Origin of the sequence: Glutamicibacter nicotianae, from assembly GCF_016907615.1 — a bacterium.
Taxonomy (GTDB): Bacteria; Actinomycetota; Actinomycetes; order Actinomycetales; family Micrococcaceae; genus Glutamicibacter; species Glutamicibacter nicotianae.
In genome coordinates this window covers 1810410-1827136 of record NZ_JAFBCH010000001.1, presented here as the reverse complement: position 1 = coordinate 1827136, position 16727 = coordinate 1810410, and the positions used below count along the sequence as shown (strand labels likewise).

12 protein-coding genes and 2 pseudogenes are annotated in these 16727 nt (G+C 62.0%); 6 read left to right on the top strand and 8 right to left on the bottom strand.

Annotation, left to right across the window (positions count from 1 at the left end; all coding sequences use genetic code 11):
* Positions 1–8 precede the first annotated feature (8 nt).
* The 3 genes from JOE62_RS08720 to JOE62_RS08710 form a co-directional block, all read right to left on the bottom strand.
* Positions 9–1202, bottom strand: coding sequence for a hypothetical protein (locus tag JOE62_RS08720; RefSeq protein WP_204721916.1), 1194 nt, complete (start codon positions 1200–1202; stop codon positions 9–11).
* A 142-nt stretch (positions 1203–1344) separates the two neighbouring features.
* A complete protein-coding gene (ffh, locus tag JOE62_RS08715) occupies positions 1345–2907 on the bottom strand; it encodes a signal recognition particle protein (RefSeq protein WP_066138008.1) in 1563 nt (520 codons plus the stop codon).
* 193 nt (positions 2908–3100) lie between these two features.
* Positions 3101–5038, bottom strand: a complete 1938-nt coding sequence (locus tag JOE62_RS08710; RefSeq protein ID WP_204721914.1) for a peptidoglycan DD-metalloendopeptidase family protein — start codon at positions 5036–5038, stop codon at positions 3101–3103.
* Between the two features lie 438 nt (positions 5039–5476).
* On the opposite strand from JOE62_RS08710, the gene JOE62_RS08705 reads away from it, so the two are divergent.
* The 5 genes and pseudogenes from JOE62_RS08705 (at position 5477) to JOE62_RS08690 (ending at position 8270) form a co-directional block, all read left to right on the top strand.
* On the top strand, positions 5477–6187 hold the full coding sequence (locus JOE62_RS08705; RefSeq protein WP_204721913.1) for a lipase family protein: 711 nt from the start codon (positions 5477–5479) through the stop codon (positions 6185–6187).
* A 156-nt stretch (positions 6188–6343) separates the two neighbouring features.
* Positions 6344–6559 (top strand): DUF6480 family protein, encoded by a 216-nt coding sequence (locus JOE62_RS08700; RefSeq protein WP_204721911.1) that lies wholly within the window; start codon positions 6344–6346, stop codon positions 6557–6559.
* Positions 6549–7052 (top strand): annotated as a pseudogene (locus JOE62_RS16770) (cyclodeaminase/cyclohydrolase family protein); the annotation flags it as partial. The gene JOE62_RS08700 and the pseudogene JOE62_RS16770, both read left to right, overlap by 11 nt.
* A gap of 47 nt (positions 7053–7099) precedes the next feature.
* Positions 7100–7516, top strand: coding sequence for a phytoene desaturase family protein (locus JOE62_RS16265; protein WP_338085770.1), 417 nt, complete (start codon positions 7100–7102; stop codon positions 7514–7516).
* Between the two features lie 427 nt (positions 7517–7943).
* On the top strand, positions 7944–8270 hold the full coding sequence (locus JOE62_RS08690) for a hypothetical protein (RefSeq protein WP_239543282.1): 327 nt from the start codon (positions 7944–7946) through the stop codon (positions 8268–8270).
* Between the two features lie 530 nt (positions 8271–8800).
* Here JOE62_RS08690 and JOE62_RS16525 read toward each other — a convergent pair.
* From JOE62_RS16525 to JOE62_RS08675, 3 genes and pseudogenes are all read right to left on the bottom strand, one after another.
* Positions 8801–9343: pseudogene (locus JOE62_RS16525) on the bottom strand (catalase); the annotation flags it as partial.
* A gap of 311 nt (positions 9344–9654) precedes the next feature.
* A complete protein-coding gene (locus JOE62_RS08680) occupies positions 9655–10875 on the bottom strand; it encodes an ammonium transporter (protein ID WP_190265186.1) in 1221 nt (406 codons plus the stop codon).
* 261 nt (positions 10876–11136) lie between these two features.
* A complete protein-coding gene (locus JOE62_RS08675) occupies positions 11137–11796 on the bottom strand; it encodes a hypothetical protein (RefSeq protein ID WP_204721905.1) in 660 nt (219 codons plus the stop codon).
* Between the two features lie 109 nt (positions 11797–11905).
* On the opposite strand from JOE62_RS08675, the gene JOE62_RS08670 reads away from it, so the two are divergent.
* The gene (locus JOE62_RS08670; protein ID WP_204721903.1) at positions 11906–12574 is read left to right on the top strand and encodes a DNA-3-methyladenine glycosylase; all 669 of its coding nucleotides are present in this window, start codon (positions 11906–11908) and stop codon (positions 12572–12574) included.
* Positions 12575–12645: 71 nt separating this feature from the next.
* Here the strand turns inward: JOE62_RS08670 and JOE62_RS08665 are convergent, their stop codons facing one another.
* Together JOE62_RS08665 and ftsY are read right to left on the bottom strand one after the other, a co-directional pair.
* Positions 12646–14889: an acyltransferase family protein gene (locus JOE62_RS08665; RefSeq protein WP_204721901.1), complete on the bottom strand. Its 2244-nt coding sequence runs from the start codon at positions 14887–14889 to the stop codon at positions 12646–12648.
* 625 nt (positions 14890–15514) lie between these two features.
* A complete protein-coding gene (gene ftsY / locus JOE62_RS08660; RefSeq protein ID WP_204721899.1) occupies positions 15515–16696 on the bottom strand; it encodes a signal recognition particle-docking protein FtsY in 1182 nt (393 codons plus the stop codon).
* Positions 16697–16727: the final 31 nt, after the last annotated feature.

Sequence of the window (16727 nt, the reverse complement as noted above, 5' to 3'; positions counted from 1 at the left end):
GCGATTGGCTAGCGGCTGCGCTTGGCTTTCAGCGCGTCGACAATGCCCTTGCCCAGGTAGAAGGCGCCGTCGGCGTACCAGGCCAGCATCAGCAGCTGGCGCGCCGGCTTGGGCAGCCAGGCAAAGCGTTCGCTCTTGGCCAGCACCAGGTGCACTGCCGCACCGGATGCCAGCACCGCTGCGCTTGAACCGATCAGCGCCTTGGGGTTCCAGTTGTGGCGGTAGAGCAGCCGGTCCAGGCCCGTGGCTTCGCGCTCCTGCTCGGCCAGGGCCGACTTGATGGTCTTGTATGGGCCGCCGGTGGTGATGACCCGGCGTTCTTCGGGCAGCGGACGGCCAGTGAGGTAGTCGACGCTGCGCGCATCGAAGCCCAGCAGCGTCAGCAGGCGCTTGAGATCCTTCAAATCCCTGCTGCCGCGAGCCAGCTGCTGCGCCTCGGCGCGGTGGGCAGGATCCTCGACCAGCTGCTCGATGAGCTCCAGTTCCGTCTCGTCCCAGCCATGGAGCAGGTGATCCAGTTCTTCGAGGCGCACCGCTGCCGGGCTGCCGGCTTCCGGCTCCAGGATGACGGTGCGTTCCAGGTCCACCGTCATGGACATCGAGGAACCGAACGGCTCCAGCCGCGGCCCCTTGGCTTCGATGGTTGCGGTGATGACATTGCCGGTACGGTCCAGGGACAGGTATGGGCGGTTTGAACGCCCGATGCTCGGGGCATAGACCGGTTCCTTGGGCATGGCCATCAGCCCGGCGCCGTGCTCCCACACGGTGATCTCGTTCGTCTCGAAGCCTGCCGCGAGCACCAGCTCGGAGCCCTTGAGCTTCGGACCGTGCAGCAGCTCGCTGGAAGTGCCGTAGTCGCCCAGCAGCTCCTCATCCGGGTTGGGCCCGTCGATCTCGTCCCCGTCCACCAGTACGTAGTCGGCACCGGTGGAGTTCTTCAGCTCGTGGACCAGCTTGGTCACGCGCGAGCCTTCGCGCAGCTTGCCCTTGGCATCAATGCGGTAGAGCACCGCATCGCGGGCTTCGCTCACCGTGGCCACCTCGGCCATCACTTCGGTGGAATGCTCGCGTTCAACAGCCCCGCCGATGAATCCCAGCAGGCGCCGGTCGGCCAGCGCGGTGCGGATCAGCGCCGCCGCATCAGGCTTGTCGCCCATGAAGATGAATTCCAGGTTGAGGTAGTTGAACTCGGTTGAATCCACGGAGGCGGACCCCTTTCGCGGGTGGGATTGTCGTTATCTATCAATCATAGGTGGCACTGTGCTGCGCAAAGGAAAACCGCGCCATGGGAACTGGTTCCCAGTTCCCATGGCGCGGTCACTTCCCTGTACAGGGAATCAAGGCCTACTTCTTGCCCAGGTACTTCTCGAAGCCGGCTGGCAGGTTCAGGCTCGACGGATCGAAGTCCTGGTTGGCGCCTGCGCCGAAGGCGGCACCGTTCGGGGCTGCGGCCTTCTTGTTCTTGGCCTCCAGCTCGGCCTGCGCGGCCTTGGCTGGGTTGCCGTACTTCTGCTTCTTGCCCTTGCCCTTGGCTTTCGCCTTGCGGGCTGCGCCTTTGCCGGCACCCGGCATGCCCGGGATGCCGCCGCCGGCAGCCATCTTCTTCATCATCTTCTGCGCTTCGCCGAAGCGCTCCAGCATCTGGTTCACCTCGGAGACCGAGACGCCCGAGCCCTTGGCGATGCGTGCGCGGCGAGAGCCGTTGATGATCTTCGGGGCCACGCGCTCATGCGGGGTCATCGAACGGACGATGGCCTCCACGCGGTCGATCTGGCGCTCGTCGAACTGCTCAAGCTGCTGGCGGGAGATCTGCGCGCCGGGCATCATGCCCAGCAGCTTCTTCATCGAGCCCATCTTCTTGATCTGGGCCATCTGGGCGAGGAAGTCGTCCAGGGTGAAGTCTTCCTGATCGGCGAACTTCTTCGCCATGCGCTCGGCTTCGCCCTTGTCCCAGTTCTTCTCGGCCTGCTCGATCAGGGTGAGCACATCGCCCATGTCCAGGATGCGCGAAGCCATGCGGTCCGGGTGGAAGATCTCGAAGTCGTCCAGGTTCTCGCCGGTGGAGGCGAACATGACCGGCTTGCCGGTCACCGAGGCCACCGACAGGGCGGCGCCGCCGCGGGCGTCGCCGTCCAGCTTGGACAGGACCACGCCGGTGAAGTCCACGCCCTCATGGAAGGCCTGGGCGGTGTTGACCGCGTCCTGGCCGATCATCGCGTCGATGACGAAGAGCACTTCATCCGGGTTGATGGCGGCGCGGATGTTCGCGGCCTGGGCCATCATCTCGGTGTCCACGCCCAGGCGGCCGGCGGTATCGACAATCACGATGTCGTGCAGCTTGGCCTTGGCTTCGGCCACGCCGTCGCGGGCCACTGCTACCGGGTCGCCGGTCGGGGTGTCGAATTCGGAGGAGACGCCCGGGTGCGGTGCGTAGACCGGCACGCCGGCGCGTTCGCCGTTGATCTGCAGCTGCTTGACCGCGTTGGGGCGCTGCAGGTCGCAGGCCACCAGCATCGGGGTGTGGCCTTCGGCCTTCAGGTGCTTGGCCAGCTTGCCGGCCAGGGTGGTCTTGCCGGCGCCCTGCAGGCCGGCGAGCATGATCACCGTGGGAGGGTTCTTGGCCAGGTTCAGCCGGCGGGTTTCCCCGCCGAGGATGCCCACGAGTTCCTCGTTGACGATCTTGACGACCTGCTGGCCCGGGTTCAGCGACTCGGAGACCTCGGCACCCAGAGCGCGTTCCTTCACCTGGGCCACGAAGCCGCGAACCACCGGCACGGCGACGTCGGCGTCAAGCAGGGCGCGACGGATCTCGCGTACGGTACCGTCGATATCCGCTTCGCTCAGGCGGCCCTTGCCGCGCAGGTTCTTGAAGGTTTCTGTCAGGCGATCGGAAAGTGAATTAAACACGTGCCGGGCACTTCTTTCGATAGGTCTTGTGGTGCGCATTGGAAAATCGCACAGGACTCAACTCCCAAGAATATCAATAATCGGGCGCCGAACTAACCAGCTGTGCAGCGTTTCACCAGCAGCCTATGGCGCAACGCCGAAGCTGCTCCCCTCCGAAAGGACGGGAGCAGCTTCGGGTGCCGGGAGCCAAGGGCTACGGCTTTGCCTCGCGCGCAGCAGGCGCGGTGCCTGCCGGCGGCTTCGGCACCTTGGCTGGGGCGGCAGCTTCAGCCGGTGCAGGAACCGCGGCCTTCGGGTTCGGCTTGGCCGCTGCTGGTGCAGCTTTCTGCACGGCCGGCGCCGCAACTGGAGGCTTTGGCATTGGCTTCGGTTTTGGTTTCGGCTGCAGCTTTGGCTTCGGCTGAGGTTGCGGAACCGCCGCGACCGGCGCCTTCGCGACCTTCTTCGCTGCAGGCGCAGCCGCCTTGGCCGGAGCTGCCGGCTTGGGCTTTTCAGCCGCTGGCTTCTTTGCGCTCTTCTTCTCTGGAGCAGCAGGCTTGGCCGGCGCCAGCTCCTTGGCTACAGGCGGAGCCTTCTGGCGCTTCTCTGCCTGCATGTCCACGATCTTCGGCTGGGCTACTCCGATGATCTTCTCTGTCCCGGCCGTGGGCTCGGTTTCCTCCTCATGGTCCGACGTGTCCGGGTTTCCCGTTTCTTTCTCCTGCTGCGGTTCGATACCCGAGTCCGGGCTCGGTTCAGGAGCGAGGGTCGGCTCGGCCAATGGAGGTGGCTGGGTGGATTCCACTTCCTCTGTTGGATTCTCCGGAGCTGGAGACTCCGAGGCGGTAGGTGATGCCGAAGGCATCGTCGACTCGGTGGGTGTCGCGGTAGGTGATGCGGAAGCGCTGGGTTGCTCCACTGGTCCAGTGCTTGGCGTTGGCGCTGCCGTTGGCGCACTTGGAATCGGTGCTGCCGTTGACGCGCTTGGCTCAGCTGGAACAGGAGTTTGCGTTGGCTGGGCCTTCGGGCGTTCGGTTCCTAGCTTCTTCGGCGGCTTAGGCGCCTTGTTCGGCTGCGGTGCCGCCTGCGTGGTTCGTGGAGACGGGCTGGCTTTCGAGTGATCCTTTTTCGGCTGATTCCTAGGCTTGGCCATCTTGGCCTTTTTCTGGTTGCCCTCGGCAGATGGCTGCACCGGGTCAGCCTGGTAATGCTTCACACGGGTTGGGCGTTCTTCGCCTGCTGAGCCGCGGTTGCTTGAGGTCCGGGAAGAATGCCCAAATGCTCCAGCAACCGATTGCTGGCGCAGGGCACTGCCGGCGTCCACCGCAAATGGCCCGGCTGCAAGCACCGCTCGCCGTTGCCCGCCGGCCATCGGCAGGTAGTTGCTCGGATTCTGCCACTGCCCATTGACGATGACTTCGAAATGCACATGGCACCCAGTGGAATTGCCGGTTGTCCCGGACAACGCAATGACTTGGCCTTGGACCACGAATTCGCCAACGCTTACCAGCAGCAGCGAATTGTGGCTGTATCCGGTCTGCACCCGATTCCCGTGGTCAATGGTGACCCGTTGGCCGGAATGGCCCGCCCAGCCGGCGACAATCACCCTGCCGGTCTCGCTGGCCCGAACAGGCGAGCCGCAGGCAATGGGATAATCCTGGCCGATGTGGATTTGGTGCCCGGCACCTGTCGGGTTGGCTCTCCAGCCGAACGCACTGGAGATTTGCCGGGTGGCCACCGGGTGCTCCAGCAGCAGGCCGGTGCGCAGCATGGCCGTCCGGATCTCCTGGGACGCGGCAATCGGTGCGGGCGGCACTGTTACCCCCGAACTCGACGTTGCCGTCATAGAAGCTCGACGCTCAGCCACCTGTGCCACCGGGCCAGGCTCGGACCCGCCGAGCCTCTCAGTGCCAGATTTCAGGCCGGTGATTTCTATGCCGGCCACTTCGGGCATATCCGGTACGGTGACGACGTCGCGCCCGAGCAGCGGCCGGGATTCCGCGCTGAAGGCCACGGTGCTTGATTCAGCTCTGGCAGGCATTGCACCGGCCGCACCGGGCCACGCCAATGCACTGCTCAGGCCAAATGCCGCAGCGATAGCCAGTGCCCCATACGGCAACCGGCGGCTGGTCCCCAAGACTCCGCGCGGCATAGAACTGCTTAAACCATGATGTTGTCGTTTCATAACTTGCCAGTCCCCCAAAACTGCAATTACTCAACAGAACCTCAGAATAGCCCTAGCCCGATGAATAATCCATGGCTAGTTGAAGGCTTTTGCAACGGCGGGGATGGTCCTGCGGAACACCGTTCTCCCGCGGCACCATCCCAGCCGTGCCGCCACCCCGGAAATCCGGCATCAAAACGTTGCGGTTCCGATGCCTGCTCGTCTTCCGGCGAGCGCTGATTCCACCCGGGATTCCTGCCTCGATACGGCGCGTTGGAGACAACTGCTCGGCCGCCGGAAACCCGGAAATCCCTGGGCGGGCAATGTCGCTTCCTGCTTGAACCGTGCTGATGTGCTGATAATGCTGTGAGGAGGGACCGTGGGGCAACCGGTCCCCGCAGCGCGGTGAAAAACGGAGGATCCACGATGGAGACCAGCACCCTGGCAGGAAGGCTTTCCCGGTGGGCAGTGCTGTCCTGCGCATGGCTGCAAGATTATCTCTATGCTGGCGCCGGGCAGCTTCGTTCGCTGCTGCCGGGCACGCCGGCCGACCAGCTGCGCGCGGGCAGCGACCAGGTGGCAGAACCGGTGGTGCTGATTCCGGGAATCTGGGAATCCTGGAAGTTCATGCTCCCGCTGGCCAAGGCGCTGCACCAAGCCGGCCACTCGGTGCATGTGATCCCTCAGCTCGGCTTCAACCACGGCACCGTGCCGGAGATGTCCGAGGCAGTTTCGAGCTACCTGGCCACGGAGCAGCTGGACGGTGCGGTGCTGGTGGCGCACAGCAAAGGCGGCCTGATCGGCAAGTACCTCATGGCCGCCTCGCTGCAGGGATACCGGATCAATCGGATGATCGCCATCGGCACTCCTTTCTCCGGTTCGCGCTATGCACGCTATGCTCCGATCCGCTCCCTGCGGGCCCTGTCCCCCAATGCCCAGGGGCTGCTCAAGCTCTCGGCCAACTTGAGCGTGAATTCGCGGATCATCTCCATCTACAGCAGCTTCGACCCGCACATCCCCGGCGGCTGCGACTTGGCCGGAGCCACCAATATCAAGCTGCCCACGCTGGGGCATTTCCGGTTGCTGTCCGATGCGCGCCTGCATGCAGCAGTGCTCAAGCACCTGGGGCATGGATAGTCCTCGGCCGGTTGATCTCCGGCAGGCAGCGCACCTCAATCCGATCGTTCGGTGTGAATCGCTCCTTGCTGTTGAACCCGCCGCCGAGCGCTGCCTAGCGTGAGCGGACAAGGGCTGGACTCTCACCTCCAGCAATCATGCAGACAGGAGCAGCCGATGAACCCGCAGGAATTCTCCGCGCCGCAGGACGATGGCGAACGCGACGATGCACACGACGATGCGCAATCAGCCAACCGCGAGGCCGCGGCCACATCCAACCCCGATCCAGAAGAGCAACTGATTACCGGGCTTGAACCGGGAGGTTCGGTACCACCGGATGAAACCCCGCCCGGTGAAGGTTCGATGAGCCAAGACCAGGGGCATGGCGAATAGCCTGGCGCAGCGTCCAATCAGCGATGCACGCATTGGACGCTGGCTGGAGGAGCTGGCTGAATCGGACGGGAACCCGGGCGGCGGAGCCGCGGCGGCGCTGATGCTCGCAGCCGCCGCCGCGCTGATGTCAATGTCCGGCGGCTACGTATCGGCTTCGGGGACCGCACAGTCCGAACTCACCGGCCTGCTGGCACGGGCCAAGCAGCTGCGGCTCGACGCGCTGGCCATGGCAGACCGTGATGCGCGGGCTTCCGCGGAGTTCGGGGTAGCCTACGCGCAACCGGCCTCGCAGCAGCGCGACCGCCGTCTTGCACAGGCCTGCTTGCAGGCCGCGAAATCCTCTGCCGCACTCGGTGCGCTGGCCATGACCGCTCTGGATGACCTGCGCTGGCTCGCGCAGCAAGCCAAGCCGCAACTGGTGGCCGATGTCGCCACTACCCTGGGCATGCTGAGCGCAGTGCTGAAGGCTGCCAGCAGCAATCTGCGCTATGACCTTTCCCAGTTGGCTTCCAGCCCGGCGCAGGTCAAGCACGCCGGGTTATGGGATACCGAAGCATCGCTGGACCGGGCGATGCAGAACGCAGGAGAGCTGGCCGCCACGTCATCTGGTCCTACGCCCACGTGCCCCAGGGCTATGCCGGGGATGCCGGTGCGCTCATCGATGCGCAGATCGAGCGGTTCGCGCCGGGCTTCAGGGACCGGATCGTGCAGCGGGTGGACACTTCCCCGGCGCAGCTGCAGGCTTGGGATCCCAACCTGGTCGGCGGCGATATCGGCGGCGGATCGCTGTCCGGCACCCAGCAATTCTTCCGCCCCTCCGCTTCGCCCAATCCCTATTCCCTCGGCATTCCGGGACTGTACCTGTGCTCTTCTTCCACGCCGCCGGGCGGCGGGGTGCATGGCATGGCCGGCTGGCATGCAGCGCATCGGGCCCTGCGAGAACTGGGGCGCAACTGAGCCGATGATCAGCATCCTTGGTTGCCGGCGATGGATCAGCGGCATGCAACTACATGGGCGAACCGAGCCCGCGCAGCCCAAGCCATTTCCTGCAATAAGGCTTTGACTAGTAAAAAATAAAGTCTGTGAATTTCCTCGGAATCGGGACGGGTTAACAAGAACTTAGTGGGCCAATGATAATTTCATACCAAGTCCCCCACCGCTTGGCGTATGGTCGACAGCGTCACTGCAGGCCATGCCGCCGCCTCAGGGGCCGGAAAACTGCATAGTTGAAGTGAGAAGTATCGTCTAGAAGTGGAGGGTAGTTCACATGCCAGGAAGGCTAGTCAGATCCCAGACTGCGGTGCGTGTTGCTGAGTTGCTGGGATCACGCGAGGGCAGAAGTCATTTGGGCAATTATGGCTGGACCCAGGGAATGCCAGTGGTCATGACGCAGCCTGAGGAATCGCTCGACGATGTCATGGGCCTCGTGTCAGTGCACAAGCGGCCGGTACTGGTCGCGATGCTTGGAAAGCAGACCGGGGAGCTGAAATTCTTGCATATTTCCGAGCCTTCTCCAGTTTTGGAAGTGGTTCCGGCCAGCGCGCCGCGCAGCACGATCAAAGATTTGTTCGCGCAGGCCGAGCACAGCGGCATGGCAGCATTCCGCGTGAAGTATTGGCAGTACAGTGCGGTCGCCCACGCGGTGCCCCATTTCGATGCGAATGCTCCAGGACACAGGCACGTCGCACAGGAGTCCGGCAGCGGCTCATGACAGCTGGCAACGCTGCCACTGGCACAGCCCCCTGGTAATCTGCGCACCGCGCAGTTCACCAGGGGGCTGTTTCCATGCCAGGGACCAGGTCTGCTTGCTGGATGCTAGCCGGTGTTGAGCATCCGGTGTTCCAGCGTTGCCAGATAGTCCGCGAAGCCTTCGTCCAGCCGGCCGCGCAGGCGCCCAGAGGTGGTTGCCTGCAGCCGGGCCGTGGCCTGGACCCGGTAACCGGCATGGCGCAAGGCTTCCACCAGTGCCACATCCTCCCGGGCCGCCAGCGGCTCGAAGCCTCCGACAGCCAGATAGGCGGCAGCGCACACGCCGAAGTTCGCGCCGTGGATATGGCCATGCCCCTCCACCGGCCGGTATTCCTGCTGCCATAGGGCGAAGAGGTGCTCATCGAGTTCGCTGCGGTCCGGTTCCACGGTTCCCGCTACCGCATCTGCCCCGTCGGCGTGCAGGCGGGCAAAGCCCTGAAGCCAATGCTCTGGGACGCAGGTATCCGCGTCGGTGCTAGCCAGCCAGATGGCGCCCGGGTCGCTCATCTGCCACATCACATGGGCCTGGGCAGGGGTATGCAGGGAGACGAAATCCCAGAAGGTGTCGTGGGCGGATTGCGCCTGCGGGATCTCCGTATCGGGATGCGGCTTCGCGGCGTGGACGAGGTCCGGGAACTTGATCCCGTCCTGGATGAAGAACACCGGGATGTTGTTGCCCACCAGGTCGAAGATGCCTTCGTTAGTGTAGAACTTCGTGGCGAAGCCGCGGGTATCGCGGGCGGTGTCCATGGAGCCGCGGGATCCGACCACGGTGGAGAAGCGGACGAAGACCTTAGTTTGGCGTCCGGGCTTAAGGAAGTCGGCACGGCACAGCTTGCCGGCATTGCCGTAGCTGGTTAATGTGCCGTGGGCGCCGGCACCGCGCGCATGGACAACGCGCTCGGGAATGCGCTCGTGATCGAAATGCATGATCTTCTCACGCAGGTGGTGGTCCTGCATCAGGGTGGGGCCCCGCTCGCCGGCTTTCAGCGAGTGATCGGTGTCGTTGACTTCAGCGCCCTGGGTCGTGGTCAGTTACTCATCTGTCCTGTCCGGGGCCGGACAGCACCGGCTTTTGCCCGTGAGCTGATGGCTGTTGTGGTTCGCTGGTCATGGCACTCTCCTTATTCGCAGGAATGATCGGCTGGTCAGTGCCACGCTAAGGTCCTTCGCGGTGCCGATGCCACCGGGCAAGCTGATTCCCATGGTTTGCACATGTGCCAGCTGGCGCATCGGCAAATGCCAAGACCGCCGGTGGCTGCATGGCCCACCGGCGGTCTTGTCGGACGTTTCAGAAACGTCCAGCCCCTCGTGCTTGTACTGCGTTATTTTCCAGATTCCACTCCTTACTTGGAAACCAGCTGGTATCCATTTTCGTTGTGTTCAGCCTCGTCGATCCCGGCAATCTCGATGTCTGCCGTGACACGCCATGGGCTGAACTTTCCAATAACCGTTGCGATGACCCAGGTCATCACCGCGGAGAAGGCCATGACCACGATCAGGGTGGCAGTCTGGGCGATCAGCTGGGCTACGCCGCCGCCATAGAACAGGCCGCCGGCGCTTTCCTCGGTTGGCAGTGCGAAGAAGCCGAGGAACAGGGTGCCGATCAGGCCGGCGACCAGGTGCACGCCGACAACATCCAGCGAGTCGTCGTAGCCGAGCTTCCACTTCAGGTTCACGGCCCAGGCGGCACCGGCTCCGGCCAGCACGCCCAGCAGCATGGCGGCCCATGGGGCAACGTCGGCGCAGGATGGGGTGATGGCTACCAGGCCGGCCACCAGGCCGGAGGCAACGCCCAGCGAGCTGGGGCGGGAGCCGCGCAGCTTCTCGACCAGGATCCAGCCGAGGACTGCGGCACCCGGAGCTGCCAGGGTGTTGACCCAGATGAGTCCTGCCTGCTCGACGGTGGTTGCCGCCCCGGCATTGAAGCCGAACCAGCCGAACCACAGCAGGCCTGCACCGAGCATCACCAGCGGGGTGTTGTGCGGCTGCGGACGGTCGTGGAAGTTGTGGCGCTGGCCGAGCTTCAGGGCCAGGACCAGGGCCGCGATACCTGCGTTGGTGTGGACCACTGCGCCGCCGGCGAAGTCGATGGCCTCGCCGAAGATGCTGCCCAGGAAGCCGTCGGCGGAGAGCAGGCCGCCGCCCCAGACCCAGAAGGCCACCGGTGCGTAGACCAGGGTGACCCACAGTGGCACGAAGAACAGCCACGGTGCGAAACGTGCACGGTCGGCGATGGCTCCGGAGATGATGGCCACCGAGATCATGGCGAAGGTTCCGGCGAATCCGGCGGCGAGCAGCTCAGACTGCTCGGTGTTGTGCATCGCGAAGTCGCTGATCGGGTTGCCGACAATCCCGGCGATGGCTGGTTCTCCGGCGGAGAACGAGTAGCCCCACAGCACCCAGACGACTGCGGTGATCGCCGCGGCGGAGAAGCTCATCAGCATCATGTTCACTACGCCGGTGGCGCGAGTCATGCCGCCGTAGAAAAGTCCCAGTGCCGGTGTCATCAGCAGCACGAGCGCGGCAGCTATCAGGATCCATAAGCTGGCAACATCCAACTCCATCTGGATCACGTCCCCTCAAGTTATTCGGTGTATCGGTGGTGATATGACTATTGAACTAACCCGATGTTTCCGAATGCTCGCTGCTTCGTTTCCGCTGTGTATCAAGTTCAAGCCGGGGGTAACGGTTGCTTCTCGGCAATGTTTCCATGCCGTTTCGAACAGTTCACGGTTTTGCTGGCAGCCGGTGAAAACGGGCAGCCCGGTATCGGCAGAAAGTATTTTCTGCCGATACCGGGCTGATTGCGCTGACGCTGCGTGCGGCTACAGGCGCTTGATTTTCACGACCTGGAACTTCGGCACCGTGGTTGAGCCGCCGATGGTGGTGTCGTAGCTCAGCGAACCGGTAACCGTGGCGGTGATTTGCACGATATCCTCGGCCACGATGTCATCAAGCACCTTGCAATCCACCAGGCCGTCGCCGGCGGTGAACATCGAATTGTGCTCGTAGTCGTATTTGCCTACGTGCGCGTGGCTGAGATCAGCGCGGAAGGTGCAGGGACCGGTCGCCGAGTCGAACTGCGTGACCCGCCCATAGACGATCACGTTCTCATCGATGTGCGCGTCCGGCTTCTTCACGATCTGCGCCAATTCGCGCTTGGTGATTTTCCGGGCCTTGTTGGCCTTGGCTTTCTCTGCCTTGGCCGCGGCTTCCTTCTCCTTCTTCTCCTTCGCCTTGCGGGCTTTCACGGCTTCTTCGGCAGCGACGCGTTCTTCTTCGGCCGCGCGCAGCTCTGCAGCTTCGTCCTGGGCCAGGGCCAATTGCGATTCCGTTTCGGTCAGCTGAGCTTGAAGCGTTTCTACCTCAGCGGCCATGGCCGAGCTTGAAGCCTGCGCGGCCTCGAAATCTTCCGTGGAGACGCCGCAAGCGGCCAGCGAGAGAATTCCGGCAAGTGCAGTTGCCGTCAGAATGGACTTTTTCATGGCCCACCTCCATTTCACGAGTGCGAGTTACTTGAACCCCCAAGTTCCAAGTAAAAAGAATCGTGACATGCGCCAGGGACAATTTGGCTTCAGCAGGCACACTGGAGACATGGACCGCACTTTCTTCTTGCCCGATGCGCTCAGCGTTGCACCGCAATTGCTCGGGGCAGTGCTCACGGTGGATTCCGCCGAAGGAACGGTCAGCGTGCGCATCACGGAAACCGAGGCATACATGGGGTTGGGCACCGGTGGCCCCTATGATCCCGGCAGCCACTCGAAAGATCGGAAAACCGAGCGCAACGCATCCATGTTCCTGGACCCCGGACATGCATATGTTTATTTCAGCTACGGCATGCACTATGCCCTGAATTTCGTTTGCTCGCCGCCGGGCATTGCGTCCGGGGTGCTGATACGCTCAGGCGCAATTACGTCTGGGACAGAACTGGCAATGGCCCGCCGGCTGGAGAAACGCCCAGCCCGCTACGCGCGCAATCCCATCCCGGAAGTCCAGCTAGCCCGCGGACCGGGGAACTTGGCCGCCGCGCTGGGACTCACCAGATTGACGCACGATGGATTGGACCTGTTCTCTCCCCCATTTGCCATCCACGCCGCGCCCAGCGCTCCGGCAGCAATCCGCACCGGGCCGCGCGTTGGGGTAGCCGGGATAGCAGGCGGGCCGCAGTTCCCGTGGCGATTTTGGCTGCCCGGAGAACCAAGCGTTTCCACCTATCGTCCAGGCCGAGATGCTCCTGCGTCAGGGAGAAGCACTGCAGAATGACAATGGGCCCCGGTTACGACGCATTGAATGCGTCGTAACCGGGGCCCACCAGGCGATGCCCGTCCGATGCCTTATGCGGCCGGGAACAATTCCTTGGAATCCAGTGCCTTCTTCAGGCGGGATTCCAGGGTCGGAGACAAGGATCCCGCAAAAGTTTCGCTCAGGTGCGAGTGGTCCCAGTACGCCACGATGCCGCCCACCACCGAATAGCAGCGGTCTTCCTCGCACAGCTGGTCATTCATGTCGATCTGCACTACTGACGGATCTTCAAGGGTCTTTACCGCATCCACTTGCGGATCCATCGGAATCCAATCGTCCGCATCACCGGTGCACTCATCGGGGTCATTCGGGTTCGATGCCACGCAGTCTGGAACATTGTCCAAGGTTTCCCCGGGCCATGAGGTATCACGGATCACCGCGACGTCCGCCCCAGTATCCGACCACTTTTCCAGGATTTCCTCGTAGGCCTTCTGTGCCGGCTCTTCCGTATCCTTCATGCTGTAGCCGCTGACCGGTACCGATTGGCGATTCGAGCTGATCACCAGGTCGTAGTCTTCTTTCTCAATCTGCTCGCTCACCCAGGTACCCAGTTCAGCACACCCGGCTGTCTTCGACTCCGAATCAAATTTCTGTGGTTCGGCCATGATGGCACAGCGGTTGGCAACGTAGGTGTCCAAAGTCCAGCCATGTTCCTCTACCAGCGGTTCCAAAGCGGGGAACCATTGAGCGGCATGCGAGTTGCCGACCAGCGCGACCTTAATGTCTCCGTCGCCGTAGCTGCATACGGGACGTTCTTTGAAGTCGGTGCTCTGGCTTGCAAAGCAATCGTCCTTGTAGACAACTGGCTTGTCCGTTTTAGCCACGATTGGCGCAGGGGCAACTACGTCGTAATTGCCTATTGCTTCTTGTTGCTGATCGCAATCTTCGGCCAGGGCGGCTGCTCCGAAACACTCTGGACCCACGGATTTCTCGACTTGGGCCAGCGCCTTATCCACGTCCCGCGCATCATTCATGACCCGCGCCGTATTCATATAGAAGGCACCGGAAAGCAAGGCCAGAATCAGGCTTCCGGAGACCAGGAAGCGCGGTGCCGAAAGCACAACAGAAGAATCAATGAATTTGCGGAACCGAACTTCGACAAGCTTCTGAGTCAGCACTGCCAAAGACAAGGTCAGGGCGAGAGCCAGGATCTTCTGTGGCCATTTGAAATCATCAACCATGAACGGCATCAAGACCAGCAGCGGCCAGTGCCACAGGTAAATGGCATAGGAATTATCCCCAAAGAACTGGAACAGCTTGGAGTTCAGCAGGACGTTGGGAGAATACCTGTGGGTGGAGTGGGACAGCAGGAGCAAGGCTGTGCCGAATACCGGGATGACTGCAATGTAGCCGGGGAATGGCATGTCTCCAGTGAAAGCCAACGCACTGAAAGCAACGGCTAATAGGCCGCCCCAAGCGCCAATCAGACTGACAAGGTCGCGCTTTGCCGCATGCAAACGTGGCCCCAATGCTGCGACAAGTGCTCCAGCAGCGAATTCCCATACGCGGGTGAACGTGGAGAAGTAGGCGCTTCCCGGCTCGGCTGCCGTCGCATAGATCGAGTAGCCAAAGGACAGAACAAACACGGCACTGATTCCTGCCAGCGCCACGGTCGCTGACTTAAGCCCAAACTTGACTGCGGCAAAGATCAGCAAACCAATCAGCACCGGCCAAACGAAGTAGAACTGCTCTTCAGCAGACAATGACCAGAAATGCTGGAAGGGACTTGGCGCATCGCCTTCGGCTAGGTAATCGACTTTAGTCAAGGCCAAGAACCAGTTTTGGAAGTAGAACGTTGCAGCCACTGCCTGCAACCCCCAGTCCTGCCAGACCGTGGTCGGCGCAAACATCCAGATAGCCAGAACGCTGGCGAAGATCACCAAGAAGGATGCAGGGATCAGGCGTTTCACTCGCCGCATCCAGAAATGCGCAACGTCCGCGAGATTCTTAGGTGGTTTGGAGATCAGGTGCGAGGTAATCAAGAAACCAGAAATCACGAAGAATACATCGACGCCTACAAAGCCCCCAGGGAGATAGTGTCCCCAGAAGTGATACAGCACCACAATGCCAACGGCTATGGCACGAAGCCCCTGAATATCGGCGCGGAATGCCTTGGTTCGCGAATCCCGGTTCACGGGAATCGGCAGGTCTTGATTCGACGACACGTCGGTGTGAGTCCTTTGCCAGATCGATCTTTCTTGCAAGATTTCTGGATCCATTGAGCAGAACCCCGAATGCCTCGCATGGCAGTGGAGATGCTCAATGCCCCAGAACATCTTTATCGAAGTTACCTGACCGCTTTCTGCAAATTATTGTGCGATTCCCGGACAAAGCAACACGAGATCACTTGTATCAAATGAAGCTTCTCCTCGCTGACAAGTAGTTTTAGCTACATGTACGAAACCCGCGCATACGAGTTCGGCTCCTCGGCCGCATGAAAAGCATCACGGCGTGTCGCGATGCAGTGTGTCTGCTGAATTCAGCACTAATGATCTATCAACGTGCACCAGCAGGCAGCTTGCACCACCGCGATCTTGTCGCGGCAGGTTTTCGGAGCCCACGCTCCCGGGCGAATGTTGGCACCGCGTCTCATGATGCTTGCATTATTCGAAACGCACGCGCTGGCTCCGATCTCAATCCACGCGAATAGATCCATATTGAGTGCCAACCGCGTTGCGAATACTTCGACATTGAACGGCACACCAGCGCCCCTGCAGAAAGCGAATACGTCGTAGCACGCAGGAGCCGGCAGCGCCACGCACAGAGCCCTCAATGCCAAGTGGGTCGCCCGTGGTACCCCAGTTTGATCAGACCACCACCGGAAGTCTTTTTAATCAAAGGTCTCCCCGCTATTTCAAGCAGCGGGGAGACCTGGAAGATATGGGATTTTCGTTTAGGCGATTAGCCTTCGAGCAGTGCGTCCACGAAATCTTCGGGGTTGAATGGAGCAAGGTCGTCCGGGCCCTCGCCCAAGCCGACGAGCTTTACCGGAACGCCAAGCTGGCGCTGGATAGCCACGACGATGCCGCCCTTGGCGGTGCCATCGAGTTTGGTCAGCACGATGCCCGAAACGTTGACGACTTCGGAGAAGACCTTGGCCTGCTGCAGGCCGTTCTGGCCGGTGGTCGCGTCGAGGACCAGCAGGACTTCGTCAATCGTGGCCTTCTTCTCGACCACGCGCTTGATCTTGCCCAGCTCGTCCATCAGGCCGACCTTGTTCTGCAGGCGGCCGGCGGTGTCGATCATGACAATGTCGACTTCCTGGTCAATGCCGGCGGAAACAGCTTCAAAGGCAACGGATGCCGGGTCGGCACCGTCAATCTCCGAGCGAACGGTTGGCACGCCCACGCGGTCACCCCAGGTGGCAAGCTGTTCTGCAGCTGCAGCACGGAATGTGTCGGCGGCGCCCAACAGGACGTCCTTGTCTTCAGCAACGAGAACTCGGGCCATCTTGCCGATCGTGGTGGTCTTGCCTACGCCGTTGACACCGACAACCATGATGACGCTCGGGCGGTCCGGGTGCGGTTCAGGCAGGTAGCTGCGGTCCAGGCTCGGGTCGACCAGCTTGAGCAGTTCCTCGCGGAGCATGGCCTTGACCCGGGCCGGGTCCTTGCTGCCTTCAATCTTCACTCGTTCGCGCAGGGCGTCGACAAGCTCAAGGGCAGGTTCGGTACCCAGGTCTGCCATCAGCAGGTTCTCTTCAATCTCTTCCCAGACATCCTCGTCAATCGAGTCTTGGCTGAGCAGGGCCAGCAGGCCCTTGGAGAACATGTTATTGGACTTGGTCAGTCGCGCACGCAGGCGGGCCAGACGGCCCTGCACTGGTTCAGGAACATCGAGCTGTGGCGCAGCCGGTGCGGCAGGTTCCTGGACTACGACGGGTGCGTCACTTGCTCCGGCAGTGTCCGCTGCGGCATCAGTATCGCCCTCAGCGCTCTGGCCGGTTGGCAAGTCGTCTGCGTCGCGCTCTGAGGTATACGGGGTCTTGGGCTTGCGGCCCTTGGTGACGAAGGCGATGACGCCAATGGCCACCACGGCAACAACCGCGACAATGATGATGGTTAATATAAGCGAATCAGACACGCTTTAAATCGTCTCATATCTCCAACGATTT